The following is an 18,386-nucleotide window of genomic DNA, read 5'->3' as shown; positions in this document are numbered from 1 at the left end:
AAATATATGACTGAAAATAGTATTTGGAAAATGTTAGATGATCTATCAACAAAACGAGGGATCTCTGAAATTGTCATTAATGGACCAAATAGTGTTTTTGTTGAAAGGGCCGGAGAGTTCATTGGCCTAAATGTGAATATTAATAAAAAAGATATTCTCGACTTTGCTACAGAAGTTGCAATTTTTAATAAGAAAGAATTCTCAAATAATGATCCTATCTTAGATGGCCGTCTGCCAGATGGCTCACGTGTTAATATTATTAGCGAACCATTTGCCTCAAGTGGTACATCTATAACAATTAGAAAATACCTCTCAAATAACTTTGAGCTCGAAAAACACGGAGCTCTCTTTAATATTCCTGAAAATGTCGTTCCATTTCTTATGGCCTTAATGCGCTCAAGAAAGAATATTCTAATCTCTGGTGGAACAGGTTCTGGAAAGACGACTTTTATGAATATGCTTTTAAAAGAAGTTGATCAAGGGGAGAGAATTATTACCATTGAGGATACTATTGAGCTTGTTTTAAAACAGCCAAACTCTGTTCGTCTTGAGGCAGGGCTTGATAAGAATATCTCAATGAGTGAGCTCGTTAAAAATACTCTACGAATGAGACCTGATCGAATAATTGTTGGTGAGGTTAGGGGAGCTGAGACTTTTGATATGATTCAGGCGATGAATACTGGCCACGATGGAAGTATGACTTCAATCCATGCGAACTCACCTGTTGAGTGTCTACAAAGAGTTGAGTCTCTCTTTTTAATGTCGGGCTTTGATCTGCCATATCATGTAGTTAGACGTTATATCTCCACGGCCGTTGATTATATTATTCAATTAGGACGCGGTGAGAATGGAAGACGTAAGGTTACTCAGATCATGGAAGTAAATTCTATGGAAGGTAATCACATTCTAACAACTTCAGTTTTTGAGACTGAAAATGATGAATTAATCTTCAGTGGAGCAGTTCCTTCAAGTGCTAATGATCTCCAGCATAAAGGGGATTTAGAAATCAATTATTGGAATACTCTTTAATTCACTATCATTGTCGCATCAATCTTAGTGAAAATATTCTCATTCATCTCATCGGAGTGAATTGCCGTGATGAGGCAATGATGGTCGATATCTAAAATAAAAGCAGCGATGGGAGTAATGATCAAGGACTCATGAGAGCCTTTGGCCTTTAGTTTCATTGCGGCTTCGCTGAGTTTAAATAAGTCCCTATCATTTAGTTCAATCTGACGCTGAGACATTCTCTTTTGTGCATGTTTTGAAATTGATAATTGATTAATGACTCTTTCCATACAAACCTTCCATGGTTATTGTTAAAGTCATTTTGCCACCTTGCCCATTATTAGCGGTAGGTGGGAAGCGGTAAAGAAAAGCTTATAATTTCTTTAGCTCTTTTAATTCCATGAGAATTCCAAGCTGTTGATGACGTAAGCTTAGGCATTTTGATTGAAAGTAGTAATTTCTTGTTTGATTAAAAAGTGAATTGATTTGTTTTTTAAGGTCCTTACCAATCTTCTTGGTTCCAGCCTCATTAACAACTTTCTTAATTCTTATGAACTCTCTTGTGTTCTTATAAGCAATATTCTGATCTTGTTGTTCGCAACTTGCGAGGCTCTGTAATGAAAAGATTGTTGTAACTAAGGTAAGCGTGGTGAAAAGGAAAGCTTTAAACATTCGATCTCCGGCTAGATTGAGTAGCGTCTTGCTACTTATCTATCAATACCATAAGAACGCGTCTACTTACACCTTAGTAAGAAGATGTTGTGTTTTTTTCACCATTCATAATCGCAATTCCAGAACTTGTTCCAAGCCTTGTCACACCCATTTCGATGTATTTTATTGCGTCTTCGTAACTTCTAACACCACCAGATGCCTTTACCTCACAGCGTTTCTGGGCCTCTTCTAACATAATTTCAACAACTTCTGGTGTTGCCGCTGAGGAAGAGAAACCTGTTGATGTTTTTATAAACTTTGCACCTGCATCGATGGCCGTATTTGTGGCCAAACGGATTTCCTTTTCATTCAATAGGCATGTTTCAAATATAACTTTTACTGTCTTCTCTCCAGCTTGTGCAACAACTGCTGCAATATCACTTTTTATATAGTCAATTTCGCCTTCTTTAAGCTTTCCAATATTTAAGACCATATCAATTTCGCTGGCACCTTTTTCGATGGCATCTTTTGTTTCAAACGCCTTTGCCTCCGTTGTCATGGCCCCTAATGGAAAACCAATAACTGTACAAATCATGGACCTTTGTGGGTCAAGATGCTTCTTTGCTTCTTCAATACGAGAAGGGTTAATACAAATTGACTTAAACCCATATTCATTGGCTTCAGTACATAACTTCTTTATCTGAGCAGCACTTGCTTCTGGCTTTAAAAGAGTGTGGTCAATATACTTTGCAAGATTTTGGATTTTTGATTCCATTTTGTCCTCATTATTAAACATTTTTCCTTAACTTATAGTGCCAATAATTGCTAAAATTTGCAAATGGCACGTCAAATTAGGGGACCTGTATTTTTACATCCCGTCTTTATTTTTATTTCATCCCTTGTCGCTCTTGGGGTTTCATTATACCTCTATATTTCTTCATATTTAGAAGTTAACGAGAAGCTAACGATATTTGTTGAAAAGTCTGGGATTCAACTCGTACAATTTCAGCAAACTCAGACCTGGGTTATGATCCTGGTCTTATCAATTCTTGTTACTTTGATTATCTTAGGCTTTAGTTTAGTTTTTTATTACTATCAAAAATTACGTCAGCTCTATCGTATGCAACAAAACTTTATTAACGGTTTCACGCATGAACTAAAGACACCGGTTGCTTCTATAGGGATATTTATCGATACCTTAAAGAAACATGAATTTCCTCGCGAAAAACAAATGGAGTACTTAGATGTTATGCGCCAAGATACGGAGAGACTAGGCGATAATATCGAACAAATCCTTCAGCTTGGACGAATTGAAGAGAAGAAGGTCGAGCCAGACGTGAGACTGATTGGGGTTCGTACGGCCATTGAAGAATTTCTGGATAGAAATAAGCATAATTTTAAAGATCTTCAGGTTAGTTATCTTCATCTTGAAGAGGATGCTTTTATTGATTTTGATCCGAAGCTCTTTGATATTTTACTCATGAATATTTTTACCAATGCGATTCGATATAATAGTAAAGCTCAGAAGAAAGTTGAGGTTATTTTTCAAAAATCTAAAAACTTTGGAGAGTTATTCTTTGTCGATAATGGTGATGGTGTTGAAGAAAAAGAATTAAAGAATATATTTAAAAAGTTTTATCAAGTTGGTAGATCCTCTAAGGGCAGTGGTGTTGGTCTTTATATGGCCACTCAGATTATGAAAATTCACTCTGGTAGAATCACTGCTTCTAGTGAAGGTAAAGGCAAGGGTCTAACTTTGAAATTATCATTAAAACTACATAAGAAGGATTAGATTATGAGTCATATTTTACTTATTGAAGATGAGGAGAATATTGCAAAGGGAATCATCCTAAATTTAGAACTAGAAGGATTTGAGGTTACGCATGCCGCCCGTGGTGATGAGGCCATTGAAATCTATGAGCAAAAGAATTTTGATTTGGTGGTTCTTGATCTAATGTTGCCTGGACTAAGTGGTGAGGATATTCTTGTCAAAATTCGCGATGTAAATGAGAAGACACCTGTTTTAGTGCTATCTGCTAAAGATAGTAGTAAATCTAAAGTTCGCTGTTTTAATTTGGGGACAGATGACTATCTGGCAAAACCATTTAACCTCGATGAGTTTATTTTAAGGGTTAAAAGGCTTCTCAAACGATCAAGTTGGACAAAGAAAGAAGTCGAAGTTTATAAGTTTGGAAATAATGAGATTAACTTCTCAGACTTTAAAGCCTATTCAAATGAACAGGAATATTCACTGACTGAGCAAGAGGCTAAGATTTTGACACTTTTAACTCAAAATGAAGGAGAAGTGGTAACGCGCGGTGAGTTACTTGAGTTATTGGGCTACAAAAAGGATTCAAATACTCGTACAATTGACAACTTCATTGTACGTTTTAGAAAATACTTTGAAGAAAATCCAAAGGAACCTAAACATATTATTAGTATCCGCTCTGTCGGCTACAAGTTTGTTAAATAAAGTAATGGAGATATAAATGGGAATTTTAGAAGGAAAGAAAGTTCTAGTCCTAGGCCTTGCAAATGATAAGTCAATTGCATGGGGAATTTCAAAACAAATGAAAGAGCAAGGAGCACGTCTTGCATTTTCATACTTAAACGAAGCTCTACAAAAAAGAGTTGAACCACTCAGCGAAGAAATTGGTGGAGAGTTTACATTTGAGTTAGATGTTCAAAATGAAGAGCATATGACTAAGATGGCAGAAATCGTAAAAGAGAAATGGGGTGATGTTGATGTTATCGTTCACTCACTAGCATTTGCAGATAAAACAGATCTTAAGGATCGTTTTCATAAAACAAGCCGTGAAGGTTTTAAAATGGCACAAGATATCTCAGCTTACTCACTTTTAGGTGTGTGTAATGTTCTTAAGCCACTTATGGCAAAAAATTGTTCTGTTATCGCTCTTACTTACCATGGATCAGTAAAAGTTCTTAATGGTTATAACGTAATGGGTGTTGCAAAAGCATCTCTTGAATCAACAATGAGATACCTTGCTGATGATTTAGGCCCAGAAGGGATTCGAGTAAATTGTATCTCTGCAGGTCCAATTAGAACTCTTGCTGCATCTGGTGTACCAGGGCTAAAAGGATTCTTAAATGACGTTGAAGAGAAGTCGCCACTTCGTCGCAATGTAACTCAAGAAGATGTTGGTGGAGCTGCTGTGTTCTTAGGTTCACGCCTTGCAAATGGTGTAACTGGACAAGTGCTTTACGTTGATTCTGGTATCTCGATTTTAGGAGCCTAGTTTTGACTAAGATTTCAAGTTGGAACGTTGCAGGTCTTAGGGCCTGTGAGAAAAAAGGTTTTTACGATTGGTATTTAGAAGATGATTCAGATGTAATTTGTCTTCAAGAGACAAAGGCACTACCTGAGCAATTAAGTGATCGCCTAAATAATCCTGATAATCACGAAGTGTTAATAGCACCTGCGGAAAGAAAGGGATATTCAGGTGTGGCCACTTGGGTACGCAAAGGAATCAATGTTAAGCACACGGTTGGACTTGGAATACCTGAGTTTGATTGTGAAGGACGTACCATCATTTCAGAATTTGATGATTATATCCTCTTTAATTGTTACTTCCCAAATGGACAAAGAGATCACGCAAGAGTTCCATATAAGATGGACTTCTGTCGTGCTGTTGCAGATAAAGCTTTAAAGCTTAAGAAGAAGACAAAGAAAGAAGTTGTGATCTGTGGTGACTACAACACTGCCCATACTGAAAATGATCTTGCTAATCCAAAAACAAATAAGAAGACGACAGGTTTTCTTCCTCTTGAGCGTGAATGGATGGATGAGTTTAAGGCCCAAGGCTTTACTGATCTTTTCCGTGAATTCACTTCTCCAGAAGAAAATGGCCACTATACTTGGTGGACTTATCGAAGCAATTGTCGTGAACGAAATGTTGGTTGGCGTATTGATTATTTTTGGTCAACTGATGAATTTGTTTCAAGAGTAGAGAATTGTTGGCATCAGCCAGATGTAATGGGAAGTGATCACTGTCCGCTTTCAATTGAGTTTAGTTAGAAGATTCTATTTTGAATTTGTCGACTTCGGCTCCTGCCTCTCGTCGACATACAGTCCATCCTGGACATAAAAAAAAGCCTCCTTTCGGAGGCTTTTTATATATCAAAGTTGAGAGATCTGAAATTATCTATCAAGTTCAATGACAAATGATAGGGCAAGCTTAGCAAATTTAAGTGCATGATCTGCTGTTCCACCCATGTAATCTAGAGTATCACGTGATGTGTGAATTCTTCCATTCATTTCACGCTTACGAGTTTCAAATGGTGTCGAAGCTGGAAATCCTTGAGCTGTCCACGAAGCATGGTCTGAACAAGCATATCCACAAGTATCACGTCCCCAAGTTAATTCTGGAAGATATGTATCAATCAGAGATCCTAGGAAGTTATTTTGTGCTTCATTAGTATAGTCAGTAATAATCGTAATATCGTCGTTAGAGTTATTGAAGTTTGTCATATCAAGTTGCATGACACCAACAACACTTTTTCCTTCACGCTTGTGAGTTTGTGCAATATCTTTAGATCCAAGAAGTCCAACTTCTTCTGCTGCATAGGCCATGAATTTAATTGTCTTCTCTGGTTGATAACCACTTTGAGCTAAAACCTTTAAAACTTCTGTTACAGTTGCTGTTCCTGAAGCGTTATCATCTGCACCTGGTGCGTGAGCATTTGTACGTCCCCACCAACCAGCAATAGAGTCAGCATGTCCACCAATTACGATAATATCATCTGATTTACCTTTAATTGTTGCAATTACTGATGGTTGAGGGAATCCTGAATGATTAAAGAATTCAACACTGATATCATTTCTGTGTGCCGTTAGGCTCGTCCAGTGATCCTTAAGCCATTGTTGTGATTGAACACCTGTTTCTGACTTATAATAACGATTATGGAAGCTAGACATCTTTTCAATAACACTTCTAATTGAGCTTTCTTGTGCTTTTGAAATAGTATCTCTTACAAGATCTTCTTGGTTAAGAGTGTAGTCGGCAACAAGTGAACTATAGTCTTGCTGTCCTTTCATATTTTCTTGAGATTCTTTAACGAATTTTAATGCTTCTTCTTTTGTTTGAAATGCGAAGTATCCACCACATCTTTTATGTTCTTCGTGGGCAAGGTGAGAAATTTCAGCTCGCTCTTCCATTCTTTTTGTTTTTGCAATAACAAGATCTTTTTCAACTTTAATAACATCAAGTTGCATTTCAGAGTGTAGACTCTGAGTTGATGTGAATAGGTCTTTTCCTGTTACAATGTAATTATGCTCGTGATTCCCGTTTAGATCTTGGGCAAAAGAATTAATTGTTAAAAGAGACAGTCCTGCTACTAATACCTTTTGTGTAAATTTCATTCAACCTTCCTTGGTCAATTTTATCTATTAACTAAACAAGTTTATGGCCAAACAACTGATTAAAATAGCGATAGATTCTATTATATTCTTACATAGAAGCTGTAAGGGCCTTGTATTAGGAGAGTTTGGGCGCTATGCGCCCAAACAATTAGTATTGAAACTTACTTTGAATTAATTCGACACTTTTTCTCACGTTTTCTTGGTCAATCCACTGAAGACAACCGTGTCCAAGTCCACAAATCCATTTATTCATCGGAGCATTGGCCGTTTGGAGTGACTCATAAAGCCCCATCCATTTCTTCTCTAGAGTCTCCCATGGAAGACCTAAGTATGCTGGTTCAAGGTTTCCTTGAATATAGTAGTCGTTACCTAGAGTGTTTAGAACATGACCAAGATCATGTCTCCAATCAACACCAAGAACATCAATATTATCGTCCTCGATTGCTTGTAGATAACGAAGGTGAGTCATTTTAGAATAGTAGATGACTTTTTTATTTGGGAATTCTTTTTTGAATTCTGCTGTAACTCTTTTGAGTACAGGAAGAACAATCTGAGTATAATCTTCGTAGTTTAACTCACCAGAAGCAGTGTCAAATAAGCACATAGCATCTGCTCCACCTAGGGCCTGAGCACGCATCTCACCAAGAAGTTCTGGGATAAGTAACTCGACAAATGCATCCCAACGACCATCATAAAGACCTAGCTTTGAGCTATAAAGTGATCCAGCATGAGATCCTTCAACAGCATAAGTGTATAGAGTGAAAGGAGCACCAACAAATCCTAGAAGTGTCGTTGTATTTGGTAGAGTCTCTTTTAAAAGTGTACAGGCTTCACCTTGGAATTTATAAAAGTTCTCTGCTGTATCAAGAAATTTTAGCCCTTTAATATCAGCTACAGTTTCTAGTTTCTTTTCTAATTTAGGTCCTGGTGCATATTCTAGTCCCATTCCCATTTGCTCAAGAGGGAAAAGCAGATCTGAAAATAAGATGGCCGCATCAAATTTAAAGTCATTGATAGGACCCATTGTTACTTCACATGCTAGCTCTGGTTGCTTGCATAATTCCATAAAAGTATTCTTCTTTTTCATTCCTTGGTAATGATCGTGGTAGCGTCCAGCTTGACGCATAAACCATACAGGTACAAATTCTTTTCCGTTTTCACTTTTGCGATCGTTAAATAATCCCATCTCTTAATCCTTTTTGATTATTTATTAATAATCAATTTATAGCCAATTCCACGAACACTTTGAATCTCTAGGGAGTTCTTGGAGTCGCTCTCGGCCCACTTTCTAAGTTTAACAATATAATTATCCACTGTTCGTTGAGAAGGGAACTTGTCTTCACCCCAGACTTTCTCAATAATAAGATCCCTCTCTACAGCTTCGTTCTTTTTCTTTAATAAGATCTCAAGAATTGCGCATTCTTTTTGCGTTAAATTAATTATTTTTCCTTCACCATCTTGAACTTCAAATCTTTTTGGCCAAATCTTTAAGTCACCAATAATAATTTCATCATCTAATGAATCAATTGTAGTTTTAAAGCTAAGAAGACGATCAAGCCTTATTGTTAGCTCTTTTAAAGCAAATGGCTTTGTTATATAGTCTTCTCCACCTGCTTCAAATCCTTCAACCTTCGTTTGAGGATCATTAAGGGCAGACAAGAAAAGAAGTATGAAGTCTCTTCTTTCTTTTCTAAATTCTTTTGCTAATTCGATTCCATTACCATCAGGTAGACCAATATCCATAAGAATGATATTTGGGCCAAATTGTTCAAAATAATATCTCGCATCTTTGACATTTTTTGCAAGTTTACATTGATGACCAACATCTTCTAAGTACTCACTAAGAGTATCACCAAGGTTATTATCGTCTTCTACGACTAGTATCTTTCCGAAGTTACTCATTTTCTTCCTCGGCTTTTGAAAGTGGTAGAGATATCTTAAAGATAAGCCCATTCTCCTTAGTAATATCTAAACTTCCATGCATACGACTTATTAACTTTCTTGATAGATAAAGCCCTATTCCAGAGCCTTTTGTTGACTCATGTTTATAAAAGAGATTTCCAAGTTTGTTAATTTCACCATTAAAAGTACCTTTGTCTTGGTATGTAATAATGGCCTTATCTTCAAGGGTAGTAATTGTTATGGAAACATCTTTCGAGTTCGTATGTGAAATCGTATTTTCTAAAAGATTTTTGAATATAATACTTAGGGCAAACTCATCAGCACTTACACTAACTTCCTCAGCACCGTCTTCTAGTTCAACATTAAGTTTTGAAGAGTAATCTGACTTTACAATATTAGCGATAAAGTGAGTGATGTCCACATCAACAAAGTTAAGATTTCCACCTCTTTCTAATCTCGAAAGTTGAAGGATTTTATCCATTTGATTCTCAAGTCGAATGGTATCCTCAATTAGGCGATTCGTTAATTTTTCTAATCTTTGGTTATCTATTCCATCAACTTCGTCTTTAATGACTTCCGATTGAAGCTTGATACTAGCAAGTGGCGTTTTAAGCTCATGTGTAAGACCTGCAAAAAAAGCCGTAATAGATCGATTCTTTCTTTGGTCGCGTATAAATAGGAGAGTATGTGAAACTACTAGAACTAGAATTAGCACTAGAAAGGTTGTCCCTTCCCATTTTATAAGTGAGCCAATATTTAGGTCTTCTGTAACATTTAAGCTACTGAGGCGGTCACTAAGCTTAAAAATTAAATAAAGCCACCAAACTCCAAAAAGAAAGATTAGGCCACTTGTGATGGCCGATACAATGAAAAATGGTGATGATGACTTCTTAAGTTCCAATTTCTAACTAGCTCCAAAGTCTCTTTTCGAGGTCTTTTGCAACATCTTCGTCGTGAGCAAGTGAGCCAAAACCAACTTCATATGCATTAGGTGAGAGATAAATCCCTTTTTCTAATAGCAGTTCAAATAATGGAACAAAGTCTTCACCGATATTTCCTGGAATATTACCAACTGACTTTATCTTATCTCCTGGAACAATCCAAAATAGAGAAGAGTGGTGGATAATATTATAATTTGAAAACTGTCCATCGTTATACTCAGCTAGCCATTTCTTAAAGATATTTACAATTCTTAGAGTGTTTTGTTCTAGCTTTTCGTAATTTTCCTTTGTCATCTGCTTAAGCGTCTCAAGCCCTCCAACCATTGCAAGTGGGTTGGCACTTAAAGTACCTGCTTGATAAACACCACCAACTGGAGCAAGGTGTTCCATTATCTCTGTTTTCGCTGCTAGAGCACCAACTGGAAGACCACCACCGATAACTTTTCCGTAAGTTACGATATCTGGTGTGATTCCTGTAAGCTCGGCCATTCCACCAAAGGCAACACGGAAACCAGAAATAACTTCATCAAAGATTAAAAGAGCATCATTTGCTTTTGTGATATCGCGAAGTCCTTGTAGGAATTCTTGATCTTGAATAAGAAGTCCATTATTAGCTGGTAGAGGCTCAACGATAATTGCTGCAATTTCATCTTTGTGGTCTTCAAAACATTTTTTTACACCATCAAGATCTTCTAGTTCTAGAATTAGAGTATCGTCAGCTACACCTTTTGGTACACCTAGTGAAGATGATTCAGCTGCTCCAGCAAGACCTGAACCTGCTTTAATTAACATGGCATCAACGTGTCCGTGGTAACAACCGTTAAATTTAATGATTTTATTTTTCTTTGTTACACCTCGAGCAAGTCTTAAAGCTGTCATAACCGCTTCAGTACCAGAGTTCACAAATCTGATTTGATCAACGTGAGGTAGACGAGAAAGTAGGTATTCAGCAAGGTCAACTGAGTATGGCTCACAAGCTCCGTAGCTCCAACCACGACCAAGGGCCTGGATCAATTTTTCTTTTACTGCTGGATTTTGGTGTCCAAGAACGAGGGGACCAAAGCTCATGCAAAAGTCGATATAGTCTTTACCCTCAATATCAGTAAAGTATGCACCATTTGCGCTCTTGAAAAACTTAGGAGTTGACTCCATTCCCTTGAAAGATCGAACAGGTGAGTGAACTCCTCCTGGAACCATCTTCTTACTCTTTTCAAAAATCTCTGTGTGTAAATTACTCATTATTTATTCCTTTTCTTATTTTTGCTTCATCCAGTTTTTAAATTCTTCCATTGATGTGAATGGACGAACTGTAATATCTTCTTTTGATAATTGTTCAAAAGTCTTTCCAAGCCCACAAGCATGGAACTTATTCTTTATTTCTGGAATATGTTGTGTATAAGTTTTATATTGTGAGAAGCTTGTCCAAAAGAAGACATCACATTGTCTTAATTCGTCCATAAATCCTTCACGAACGTCATTCGTACTTTTTTCGTAAGCTTCCATAATCTGGCCGTAGTCAGAGTATGAGTCCTTATGAGTTAGAATGGTTAATTCTTCTTTTGGCCCATTCATCACTTCAATTGCTTTGGAATCACGAATTTTATCTAGATATGCTTCACCTAAACTGTCACAGCTTCCATGAACCCATTGACCATTCCTAGCAAGTAGTCTCCAAGTTGAAAGTCCTGCCGTATAAACTGCCTTACCGTGGTTTTTGAATAGGTTTGCACCGTAACGAGCAGAAACAAGAAGATCATTATTAGGAATATTTGCTTTCTGAAGCGATTCCTTATTTATTAATTCACAATAAATATATTCATCTTCTCTGTGATCAGCGTGAGGAAGACCGATGAAGGCGCGCTCTTTCTTTTCTGGAGAAGGAAAGCTTCCTTCAAGATGTCTCTCAAAGATAACTTTGTCATCTACTTTACCTTTATGAGTATGAACGTAGTAGTCGCTTTTTTTAGTAACGTTAATTCCAACTGCTAAGTGACAACCTCCACCATAGCTTGCAAAGGCCTGGCGTTCACGACTTACTTCACTAACTGTATCTTTATCTTGAAGCTGTTTTAACTTTGCTTCTAATTCACCATTATCATCACGTCCTTCAAGGCATTCAATTCCTAGAGCACCTTGAGATGCCGCTGCTGGGAATTGGCTATGAGGCATAACCATAAAAGTCATATCTTTTAAAAGTGGCTCGAGCTCTTTTCTCGATGACTCAGTGATTGCAAGTCTTTCAATCCCAGGCATCGCAAGAACGATGGCATGATAATTACCATCTCTCAATTTTTGTAGGCGTGAGTTTACATTTCCTCTAAGCATCTTTGTCGTAACTTTTACGTTCTCTCCATATGGAAGATATTCAGCAAGTGAGCTTTCGATATTTGTAATTCGTCTTGGTGATGATGTTCCAACAACAAATTCTTTAATTTCTTTGCACATTAATTGGCTTACAGTTTCTTCTTTAATAAAGAGAATATCGTGAGCGTAATCTCTTTTTGTAATGGCCGCTAATTTAATACCTTCAGGTCTATCACTTCCAAGGTCTTTATAAGAGTGAACCACCATATCAATTTCTTTATTTAAAAGGGCCGCATCAAGCTCTTTAGTAAAAAAGTCTTTACCTTCAAGCTGCCAAAGAGGCTTGTCTGTAACCTGATCTCCTTGAGTCTTGATAACCTTTAGCTCGAACTGATCTCCAGTTAATTCTTCTAATTGATCTTTAACTTGATTACATTGTGTAAGTGCTAAAAGAGAACCGCGTGTTCCAATGATGTACTTCAAAATATATCCTTGTGTTTAGATGTGAGTCTGTAAATTACAATACTTAACTTACTTTTTTGTCATGAATTTGTCATTAAAAGTGGGGTAAAAACAACGTGTGCGCTATGTGTTAAGAGGTGGTAGTGGTCCCATATCCGATGAAAAATGTAAGAAAAAGATATTTTCTTTATTGATTTTATATGGCTACACTTAAGTTGTTGAAATTTAATTAGCAAAAGGAATTGCAAATGAATCGTTCGATCTTGATTGGGACAATCTTAATTGTTCTGGGTTTTTTTCTGAATATATCAGCTAAGGCCACATCAATACACGCCAACTCGAAACGAATTGTTATCAAAGTAAAGAAAGGGAAGTCGCTGCCACAATTTTCTGGTGTTCAAAAGATTAAACATTTCTTTGGTGAAAACTATGTCGCTTACACAAATGGTGATGAATCATTAATTGATCTCTATCTTGATCATGAAAATGTTAAAACAGCATACTTCGATACATATGCGGACTCTGAGAAGTTACCTCGTCCAACTGATGTGGAAAAAGTAGCGCCTCAATTTAATAAGTCTCGTGCAACTCTTTTTAATGATCCAAAGATATCAAGGCTATGGGCATTCGATTCAGCTTCTGAATATGGTATGGGCGTAACAAGAGCGTATGAAGAGTTTGGATTCTCTACTGGAGCTCCTGTTATTGTAGCAGTTGTTGATACTGGAGTTGATTATAATCACGAAGATCTTAAAGATGTGATGTGGATCAATGAAGATGAAATTCCAGGTAATGGAATTGATGATGATGGAAATGGGTATATTGATGATATTCATGGAATCAATACTCTTGAGCGTGACTCTAGTGGAGAGGCGACAAGTGATATTATGGATAAGCATTCTCATGGGACACATGTTTCAGGAACAATTGCAGCAAAACAAAATAATGGAAAGGGAATTGCTGGGGTAGCTTCAAATGTTAGAATCATGGGGCTTCGTACTGTTCCTAGTCGTGGTGATGAAACTGATGTCGATGTTGCAGAAAGTTTTCTTTATGCTGCAAGAAATGGCGCGCGTATTATTAATTGCTCATTTGGAAAGTCTCATAATGAAGGTGGAGACCTTGTTAAAGAGACAATTGATCATATTGCAAAAGTTTATAATGTTCTAGTTGTTACTAGTGCTGGTAATAGCTCTAAAGATATTGATCGCTATCTTACATATCCTGCATCTTTTGATAGTGAGGGGATGATTGTAATAGCCTCATCAACTAAGTATGGGCGTTTTTCGTATTTTTCTAATTATGGAGTTCAAAATGTTGATCTCTCATCTCCTGGTTCATCGATCTACTCGACAACACCTGGGAATCGTTACGGAAATATGTCTGGAACATCAATGGCCGCACCAAATGCTTCTGGTGTTGCAGCAGAAGTTCTCTCTCGTAACCCAAGCTTAGCAGCAGTGGAGCTAAAGAAATTGTTAATGGATAATGTCGTTAAGAATTCATCAATGGATGGCGATATTCTTACGGGTGGAATTATTAACCTTAATTCAGTATTACAAGCACTTTAAAAAATAAATAGTGCCCTATTCAGGGCACACTTTCCTTTTAGTTAGTGCCAAAGTTTATATCTTTCCTTATGATTTACTTTCAACTGAGTTATATTTCCTACGTCATTATAACTTAGATTAATTCCTTTAGTGTTATTTGCGATATAAATGCCTTTTTCTGACTCATTAGCAGATTCACTTGAGTTGGTTTGTAAATACTTCTCATAATTAAAACCATCACCGCCATCGATGATGTTGATTAAATAATATTGATCACACTTTTCAAAAGTAATAATGATGGGTTCTTTATTTCGATTTGTTAATATCTCTAGATAACTTTCATACTCACCGCTTTCTTTGGTTCTAAGTCTTTCTTTTTTATTAATTTTGAGTTGGCCATGTTCGAGAGAGTTTAGAATCAATTCAAAGAAGGCCCTTTCTTGATTTAGTGTAGCATTGGTTATCTGTTTTAAGGTTCTTGCACAGCCTGCTACATCGGCCAACGTTCTTACTTGCATATGTGCTAATGAGATAACATCAAGTCCACTTTTATGATCAATAGAGTAGTTTATAATTGAATTAATCCGAGACTGTATTTTGATTTTAGACTTAACCATTTGTTGTATAAGAGGGAAGCTCTGCATGTCAATGAAGTCACTTATGTCATTTTCAAGAAAATGTACTTTTCTTTTTTCGTTAATCTCTTCTGCTAACACAATAACTGGAACGTTGGTAAAGCGAGGGTATTTCTTCATCATTGAAATTAGTGAGAGATCTTTTTGGGGATCACTATCATAGTAAATAACAACATCAATATGTTCTCTTTTTACACTTGCAAATAATTGAAAGATCATTGATAAGTTCTCTCTTTCAATTATTCTAAAATTATCTCCAAGTAGAAGCCTGAGCCTATTTGAAATTTTTTTATTATTTGAAACGATAAGAATACTAGGCTTTTGCTCCTTTATTAGGATATGTTGTTTGTTTTTTTTGTTTTCAGGTAAGTTGGTGCTACTTCTTTCGAAGTCTGATGAGTCTGGAGTATTCCCAATGGCCTGTAAGATTTTTTTTAACATTTATTGCTCCGTTAATGTGTAGAAAAATGGTTTTCGAGTTACTTCTTCCAGTGGTCCAATTAGATATTTTAAGATGCTTTTTCTAGCGGTGAGAATATCCGCATGTATTTTCATACCTGGTAAAATTAAATTTTGAATATCATCATTTCCCATGTAGTTTTTTGATAGCCTAACAACCCCACGATAGTAACTCTCATTCTCGTCTGAGTAATATGTGTAAGGTGAAATTGATGTGATGATTCCTTCAACTGAGCCATATATTCTGTAGTTATATGAGTTCACTTTAATATCAACAGGCATGTTGACTTGAACAAAGCCAATATCATTTGGGCTGATTCTAATAATTGCATTTGTCGTACTCTCAATGGGAACTATTTCCATAATCTTTTCATTTGCTACAATTGTATCTCCAATGTTCTGTGCTTTTATAGCTCTAGCGATACCTGCACTTTCGGACCTAATATTTAATGTTTCGATTTTATTTGTAATTTTACTTAACTCATCCTTTAAGGATATGAGTTTTTTGTTAATAAGAGAGACTTTTGATGTTTTTGTGGAACTATTTCCAAGTTGTAGGTTCTTGAATTGAATCTTTAACGATTCGATCTCATTTCGAATAGAGTTTTCTCGACTTCTTAAACCCTTATCTTCTAGAGTGAATAAAATATCTCCTTCTGCAACAATTTGACCCTCGTTAACATATATATTCACAATTGTTCCTCCATGCATATGTTTGATAGAGTGAACCTTTGTAGAAGGCCTTATTTCACCTTCACTTTTAACGATTTCTTTTACTGTTGTTGTCGATGCCCAAAGTATTAATCCGCTAAAGCCTAGTAGGAGAGTTAATATAATAGATTTCGTTAGTAAGGGAACTCTAGCTTCTGCCAGTAAAATATCCTGTCCTATATAATCGACTTGTCTAGAGTATTCGATATCATCAACTATTGATGTAAATTTTCTTTTGATCATTTAAATCTCCATTTTGGACAACTTTAATATATGACTCCTTAAGAAGCGTAGCTTTGTTTTTTGTGATTATTTTAGCGTCTCTTGTTAGATATAAAACTTCATCACATTCTTTAAGTATTTCAAAATGGTCACTTTTAAAAATAACAGTGAAGTTATTGCGAGCTATATTGATAAATTTCCTTAACATTGGCAGACTTTCGTTGATTATTGATGATGGTATCTCTTCGATTAAAACAATTTTTGCCCTTGTTGTAAAAGGGATAAGTAATACAGTCGCGGCATATAGTTCTTTTGAAATCTTGTAATTATGTGGTCCATTCAGTGGTGTATCGATAGTCAAATCACTGTCTTTAAGCATTTTGTTTAATCCAAATATTTCCATACTAATTAGTAATTCTTTTTTTGTTATTAGTGGATTTATGTATTTTATATTCTCAAAGATGCTAAGGTTTTTTAGTAAGGACTTTGTTAAATTAAGAGTTATCAATCGTTGTCTTAGATACATTGTGTCAGCTTGGCGGTGATCAACATTTCCAATTGTTATAGTCCCAGTGTGAGGCATGTATGTTTTATTAATAAGTTTTATTAGTATATCTTTTCCTGTGTTGTGATCACCATCAATACCAAATATCTTTCCATGTCTTAAGCATAAGTTAATATTTTTTAATAATGGGATCAGAGTAATTGGGTTTGTGTAACTGACTTGAGTAAATCTCAAATCGAGGCTTTTTAAATAGAGATCTTCAAGTGAGTATAGTGACCTTTTTTCTATATCTTTAATTAATTCTATGTGTATGTCTTTTAGAACTTTTCTCGAAGATAAATTGGAATTTCGATTAGTTAAGTAGCGATTTATTGGAAGAAAGATAAAAATAATGAGCGAGATACTTGCTAATAATTTTGAGATACTTAAATCTTGATTCCAGTATTGATTTATACCGATCGTTAAACACAGAATTATCGTAATAAATGATAAAACGTAAAAATGAATTGCATATTTGAAAATAAGCATTTCACATTTTAAATCATGTAAAGCACTACCGGCAGTCATACTAGTAAGTCTTTTATTAAAAATAGGAAGTATATTTTCAAAGAAAATAGATTCAGAACGCCTTTTTAATTCATTTGTTAGTATCATTCTTTGCTTTGAAATATTTTGGAATAAAGTTTTTGCAATACGAAGGTTACGATGATGTCTCTTATAATGAAGAAAGTAGAAAGGGGACATGATCAATATTGGAAGGGCCATCTTCCATGATATGATCACTAATGGGATAAGAAACAATGGTACAAAAAGTAAATCTAGAATTTGAGCGGTTGTATTTGAGCCAAAAAACCTTGTCATTCGATTAATCTGCTCGTATAGGTTTATATTGATATGTTCCTTTTCAATATTCGCATCTTTAAAGTTTATCATTTGTCTAAAGAGTTCTGTCTTTAAAAGATAATTAACTCTTGATGATGTCCATGCGATTATACTCGATCTTATATTTCTTATTCCGTAATCAATGGCCAGGACTATGACTACTCCCGTTGATGCATTGATAAGAGTTAGACTATCTCTTGTGATTAAATAGTTCTCGTGTATAAAATAAATGTAGTAGGGTATTACTAGTATTGAACAGGTGGAAATTAAAGTTAGTAGATATAGAGAGTTTATATTTTCCCTAAAGCGAAAGAAAAACTTTATCATCCATTTTTTTTCATTTTTGCTTATGTTGTTTACGGTGTTTTCTTTGTCGTCGCTACTGATCAAAACCCGTCTTTTTACAAGTATTGCTGAATTAATATTTATATGACTTGTTTTTGAAAGGTCTTTTCTTTGACCTTTTGAGTTTAGAAGGTAATATTCCTTTTTGCCATCATCATAAGAATAAATTAATAGGTCACCATCTTTACAGTAGTTATCGATGTTTTCATTTATTATTATAAAGCAAGGTAGTGCCTCTCTTTCTATGTTTTTAAAGCTAATATCAAGATGAATGCTTTCAAATCCTAATGATGAAAGTGCATTTCTAATGTCTACTAGTCGCATTCTTGGGTACGACAAAAGAATCTCACTTACATCTTTCTCATGTATATCGTCTTTTTTAAATTCAATAAAGTAGCTAAATAACCTCTTTTTATTATTCATACATTA

18 protein-coding genes are annotated in these 18,386 nt (G+C 35.6%); 6 read left to right on the top strand and 12 right to left on the bottom strand.

All coding sequences use genetic code 11. From position 1 onward, the window contains the following. Positions 1-6: 6 nt before the first annotated feature. The gene (locus BALOs_RS09980; protein ID WP_115363545.1) at positions 7-1,029 is read left to right on the top strand and encodes a CpaF family protein; all 1,023 of its coding nucleotides are present in this window, start codon (positions 7-9) and stop codon (positions 1,027-1,029) included. Here the strand turns inward: BALOs_RS09980 and BALOs_RS09975 are convergent. The 3 genes from BALOs_RS09975 to deoC all read right to left on the bottom strand — a co-directional run bounded on the left by BALOs_RS09975 (position 1,026) and on the right by deoC (position 2,434). Then, positions 1,026-1,298 (bottom strand): hypothetical protein, encoded by a 273-nt coding sequence (locus BALOs_RS09975; protein ID WP_115363543.1) that lies wholly within the window; start codon positions 1,296-1,298, stop codon positions 1,026-1,028. The genes BALOs_RS09980 and BALOs_RS09975 overlap by 4 nt on opposite strands. Positions 1,299-1,380: 82 nt before the next feature. Next, positions 1,381-1,680 (bottom strand): hypothetical protein, encoded by a 300-nt coding sequence (locus tag BALOs_RS09970; protein ID WP_120405085.1) that lies wholly within the window; start codon positions 1,678-1,680, stop codon positions 1,381-1,383. A gap of 73 nt (positions 1,681-1,753) precedes the next feature. After that, positions 1,754-2,434, bottom strand: a complete 681-nt coding sequence (gene deoC / locus BALOs_RS09965; protein WP_120405653.1) for a deoxyribose-phosphate aldolase — start codon at positions 2,432-2,434, stop codon at positions 1,754-1,756. A gap of 63 nt (positions 2,435-2,497) precedes the next feature. Between deoC and BALOs_RS09960 the strand changes: the two genes are divergently transcribed. From BALOs_RS09960 to BALOs_RS09945, 4 genes are read left to right on the top strand one after another with little or no spacing between them, the layout of a single operon-like run. After that, a complete protein-coding gene (locus tag BALOs_RS09960; RefSeq protein WP_115363536.1) occupies positions 2,498-3,451 on the top strand; it encodes a sensor histidine kinase KdpD in 954 nt (317 codons plus the stop codon). A 3-nt stretch (positions 3,452-3,454) separates the two neighbouring features. Further along, positions 3,455-4,132, top strand: coding sequence for a response regulator transcription factor (locus tag BALOs_RS09955; RefSeq protein WP_115363534.1), 678 nt, complete (start codon positions 3,455-3,457; stop codon positions 4,130-4,132). A 16-nt stretch (positions 4,133-4,148) separates the two neighbouring features. Next, positions 4,149-4,916 carry an enoyl-ACP reductase gene (locus BALOs_RS09950; RefSeq protein ID WP_120405084.1) on the top strand — a complete coding sequence of 256 codons (768 nt, stop codon included), beginning with the start codon at positions 4,149-4,151 and terminating at the stop codon, positions 4,914-4,916. Positions 4,917-4,918: 2 nt separating this feature from the next. Continuing rightward, positions 4,919-5,695, top strand: coding sequence for an exodeoxyribonuclease III (locus BALOs_RS09945; protein ID WP_120405083.1), 777 nt, complete (start codon positions 4,919-4,921; stop codon positions 5,693-5,695). A 123-nt stretch (positions 5,696-5,818) separates the two neighbouring features. Here the strand turns inward: BALOs_RS09945 and BALOs_RS09940 are convergent, their stop codons facing one another. The 6 genes from BALOs_RS09940 to hemC all read right to left on the bottom strand — a co-directional run bounded on the left by BALOs_RS09940 (position 5,819) and on the right by hemC (position 12,669). Then, positions 5,819-7,039, bottom strand: a complete 1,221-nt coding sequence (locus BALOs_RS09940; protein ID WP_120405082.1) for a M20/M25/M40 family metallo-hydrolase — start codon at positions 7,037-7,039, stop codon at positions 5,819-5,821. A gap of 148 nt (positions 7,040-7,187) precedes the next feature. Beyond that, positions 7,188-8,225 carry a uroporphyrinogen decarboxylase family protein gene (locus BALOs_RS09935; RefSeq protein ID WP_120405081.1) on the bottom strand — a complete coding sequence of 346 codons (1,038 nt, stop codon included), beginning with the start codon at positions 8,223-8,225 and terminating at the stop codon, positions 7,188-7,190. A 17-nt stretch (positions 8,226-8,242) separates the two neighbouring features. Then, positions 8,243-8,941: a response regulator transcription factor gene (locus tag BALOs_RS09930; protein ID WP_158536921.1), complete on the bottom strand. Its 699-nt coding sequence runs from the start codon at positions 8,939-8,941 to the stop codon at positions 8,243-8,245. Beyond that, positions 8,934-9,842 (bottom strand): sensor histidine kinase KdpD, encoded by a 909-nt coding sequence (locus tag BALOs_RS09925; protein ID WP_120405080.1) that lies wholly within the window; start codon positions 9,840-9,842, stop codon positions 8,934-8,936. Before BALOs_RS09925 ends, BALOs_RS09930 begins: the two co-directional genes overlap by 8 nt. Positions 9,843-9,849: 7 nt before the next feature. After that, complete coding sequence (locus BALOs_RS09920) at positions 9,850-11,121, bottom strand: glutamate-1-semialdehyde 2,1-aminomutase (protein ID WP_120405079.1); 1,272 nt, start codon at positions 11,119-11,121, stop codon at positions 9,850-9,852. Positions 11,122-11,136: 15 nt separating this feature from the next. Continuing rightward, positions 11,137-12,669: a hydroxymethylbilane synthase gene (gene hemC, locus BALOs_RS09915; protein WP_162929645.1), complete on the bottom strand. Its 1,533-nt coding sequence runs from the start codon at positions 12,667-12,669 to the stop codon at positions 11,137-11,139. Between the two features lie 227 nt (positions 12,670-12,896). Between hemC and BALOs_RS09910 the strand changes: the two genes are divergently transcribed. Then, entirely contained in the window at positions 12,897-14,219 is a 1,323-nt protein-coding gene (locus BALOs_RS09910) for a S8 family peptidase (protein ID WP_120405077.1), read from the top strand. Positions 14,220-14,260: 41 nt separating this feature from the next. On the opposite strand, the gene BALOs_RS09905 is transcribed toward BALOs_RS09910, so the two are convergent. Genes BALOs_RS09905 through BALOs_RS09895 form a run of 3 tightly spaced genes read right to left on the bottom strand, consistent with a single transcriptional unit; the run spans position 14,261 to position 18,380 of the window. Beyond that, positions 14,261-15,274, bottom strand: a complete 1,014-nt coding sequence (locus BALOs_RS09905) for a hypothetical protein (RefSeq protein WP_115363514.1) — start codon at positions 15,272-15,274, stop codon at positions 14,261-14,263. After that, positions 15,275-16,246 carry an HlyD family efflux transporter periplasmic adaptor subunit gene (locus BALOs_RS09900; RefSeq protein WP_115363512.1) on the bottom strand — a complete coding sequence of 324 codons (972 nt, stop codon included), beginning with the start codon at positions 16,244-16,246 and terminating at the stop codon, positions 15,275-15,277. It lies immediately after the preceding gene. After that, on the bottom strand, positions 16,215-18,380 hold the full coding sequence (locus BALOs_RS09895) for an ATP-binding cassette domain-containing protein (protein ID WP_115363510.1): 2,166 nt from the start codon (positions 18,378-18,380) through the stop codon (positions 16,215-16,217). The genes BALOs_RS09900 and BALOs_RS09895 overlap by 32 nt, the downstream gene beginning before the upstream one ends. Positions 18,381-18,386: the final 6 nt, after the last annotated feature.

Origin of the sequence: Halobacteriovorax sp. BALOs_7 (genome assembly GCF_003612895.1) — a bacterium.
GTDB classification, from domain to species: domain Bacteria; phylum Bdellovibrionota; class Bacteriovoracia; order Bacteriovoracales; family Bacteriovoracaceae; genus Halobacteriovorax_A; species Halobacteriovorax_A vibrionivorans.
The sequence above is the reverse complement of the archived record's forward strand: the minus strand, read 5'-3'. Positions and strand labels throughout refer to the sequence as shown.

What these genes read in the sequence shown, in the direction of transcription:
- BALOs_RS09980 (WP_115363545.1), top strand. Translation starts at nt 7, where the DNA reads ATGACTGAAAATAGTATTTGGAAAATGTTAGATGATCTATCAACAAAA.
- BALOs_RS09975 (WP_115363543.1), bottom strand. Translation starts at nt 1,298, where the DNA reads ATGGAAAGAGTCATTAATCAATTATCAATTTCAAAACATGCACAAAAG.
- BALOs_RS09970 (WP_120405085.1), bottom strand. Translation starts at nt 1,680, where the DNA reads ATGTTTAAAGCTTTCCTTTTCACCACGCTTACCTTAGTTACAACAATC.
- deoC (WP_120405653.1), bottom strand. Translation starts at nt 2,434, where the DNA reads ATGGAATCAAAAATCCAAAATCTTGCAAAGTATATTGACCACACTCTT.
- BALOs_RS09960 (WP_115363536.1), top strand. Translation starts at nt 2,498, where the DNA reads ATGGCACGTCAAATTAGGGGACCTGTATTTTTACATCCCGTCTTTATT.
- BALOs_RS09955 (WP_115363534.1), top strand. Translation starts at nt 3,455, where the DNA reads ATGAGTCATATTTTACTTATTGAAGATGAGGAGAATATTGCAAAGGGA.
- BALOs_RS09950 (WP_120405084.1), top strand. Translation starts at nt 4,149, where the DNA reads ATGGGAATTTTAGAAGGAAAGAAAGTTCTAGTCCTAGGCCTTGCAAAT.
- BALOs_RS09940 (WP_120405082.1), bottom strand. Translation starts at nt 7,039, where the DNA reads ATGAAATTTACACAAAAGGTATTAGTAGCAGGACTGTCTCTTTTAACA.
- BALOs_RS09935 (WP_120405081.1), bottom strand. Translation starts at nt 8,225, where the DNA reads ATGGGATTATTTAACGATCGCAAAAGTGAAAACGGAAAAGAATTTGTA.
- BALOs_RS09930 (WP_158536921.1), bottom strand. Translation starts at nt 8,941, where the DNA reads ATGAGTAACTTCGGAAAGATACTAGTCGTAGAAGACGATAATAACCTT.
- BALOs_RS09920 (WP_120405079.1), bottom strand. Translation starts at nt 11,121, where the DNA reads ATGAGTAATTTACACACAGAGATTTTTGAAAAGAGTAAGAAGATGGTT.
- BALOs_RS09910 (WP_120405077.1), top strand. Translation starts at nt 12,897, where the DNA reads ATGAATCGTTCGATCTTGATTGGGACAATCTTAATTGTTCTGGGTTTT.
- BALOs_RS09905 (WP_115363514.1), bottom strand. Translation starts at nt 15,274, where the DNA reads ATGTTAAAAAAAATCTTACAGGCCATTGGGAATACTCCAGACTCATCA.
- BALOs_RS09900 (WP_115363512.1), bottom strand. Translation starts at nt 16,246, where the DNA reads ATGATCAAAAGAAAATTTACATCAATAGTTGATGATATCGAATACTCT.
- BALOs_RS09895 (WP_115363510.1), bottom strand. Translation starts at nt 18,380, where the DNA reads ATGAATAATAAAAAGAGGTTATTTAGCTACTTTATTGAATTTAAAAAA.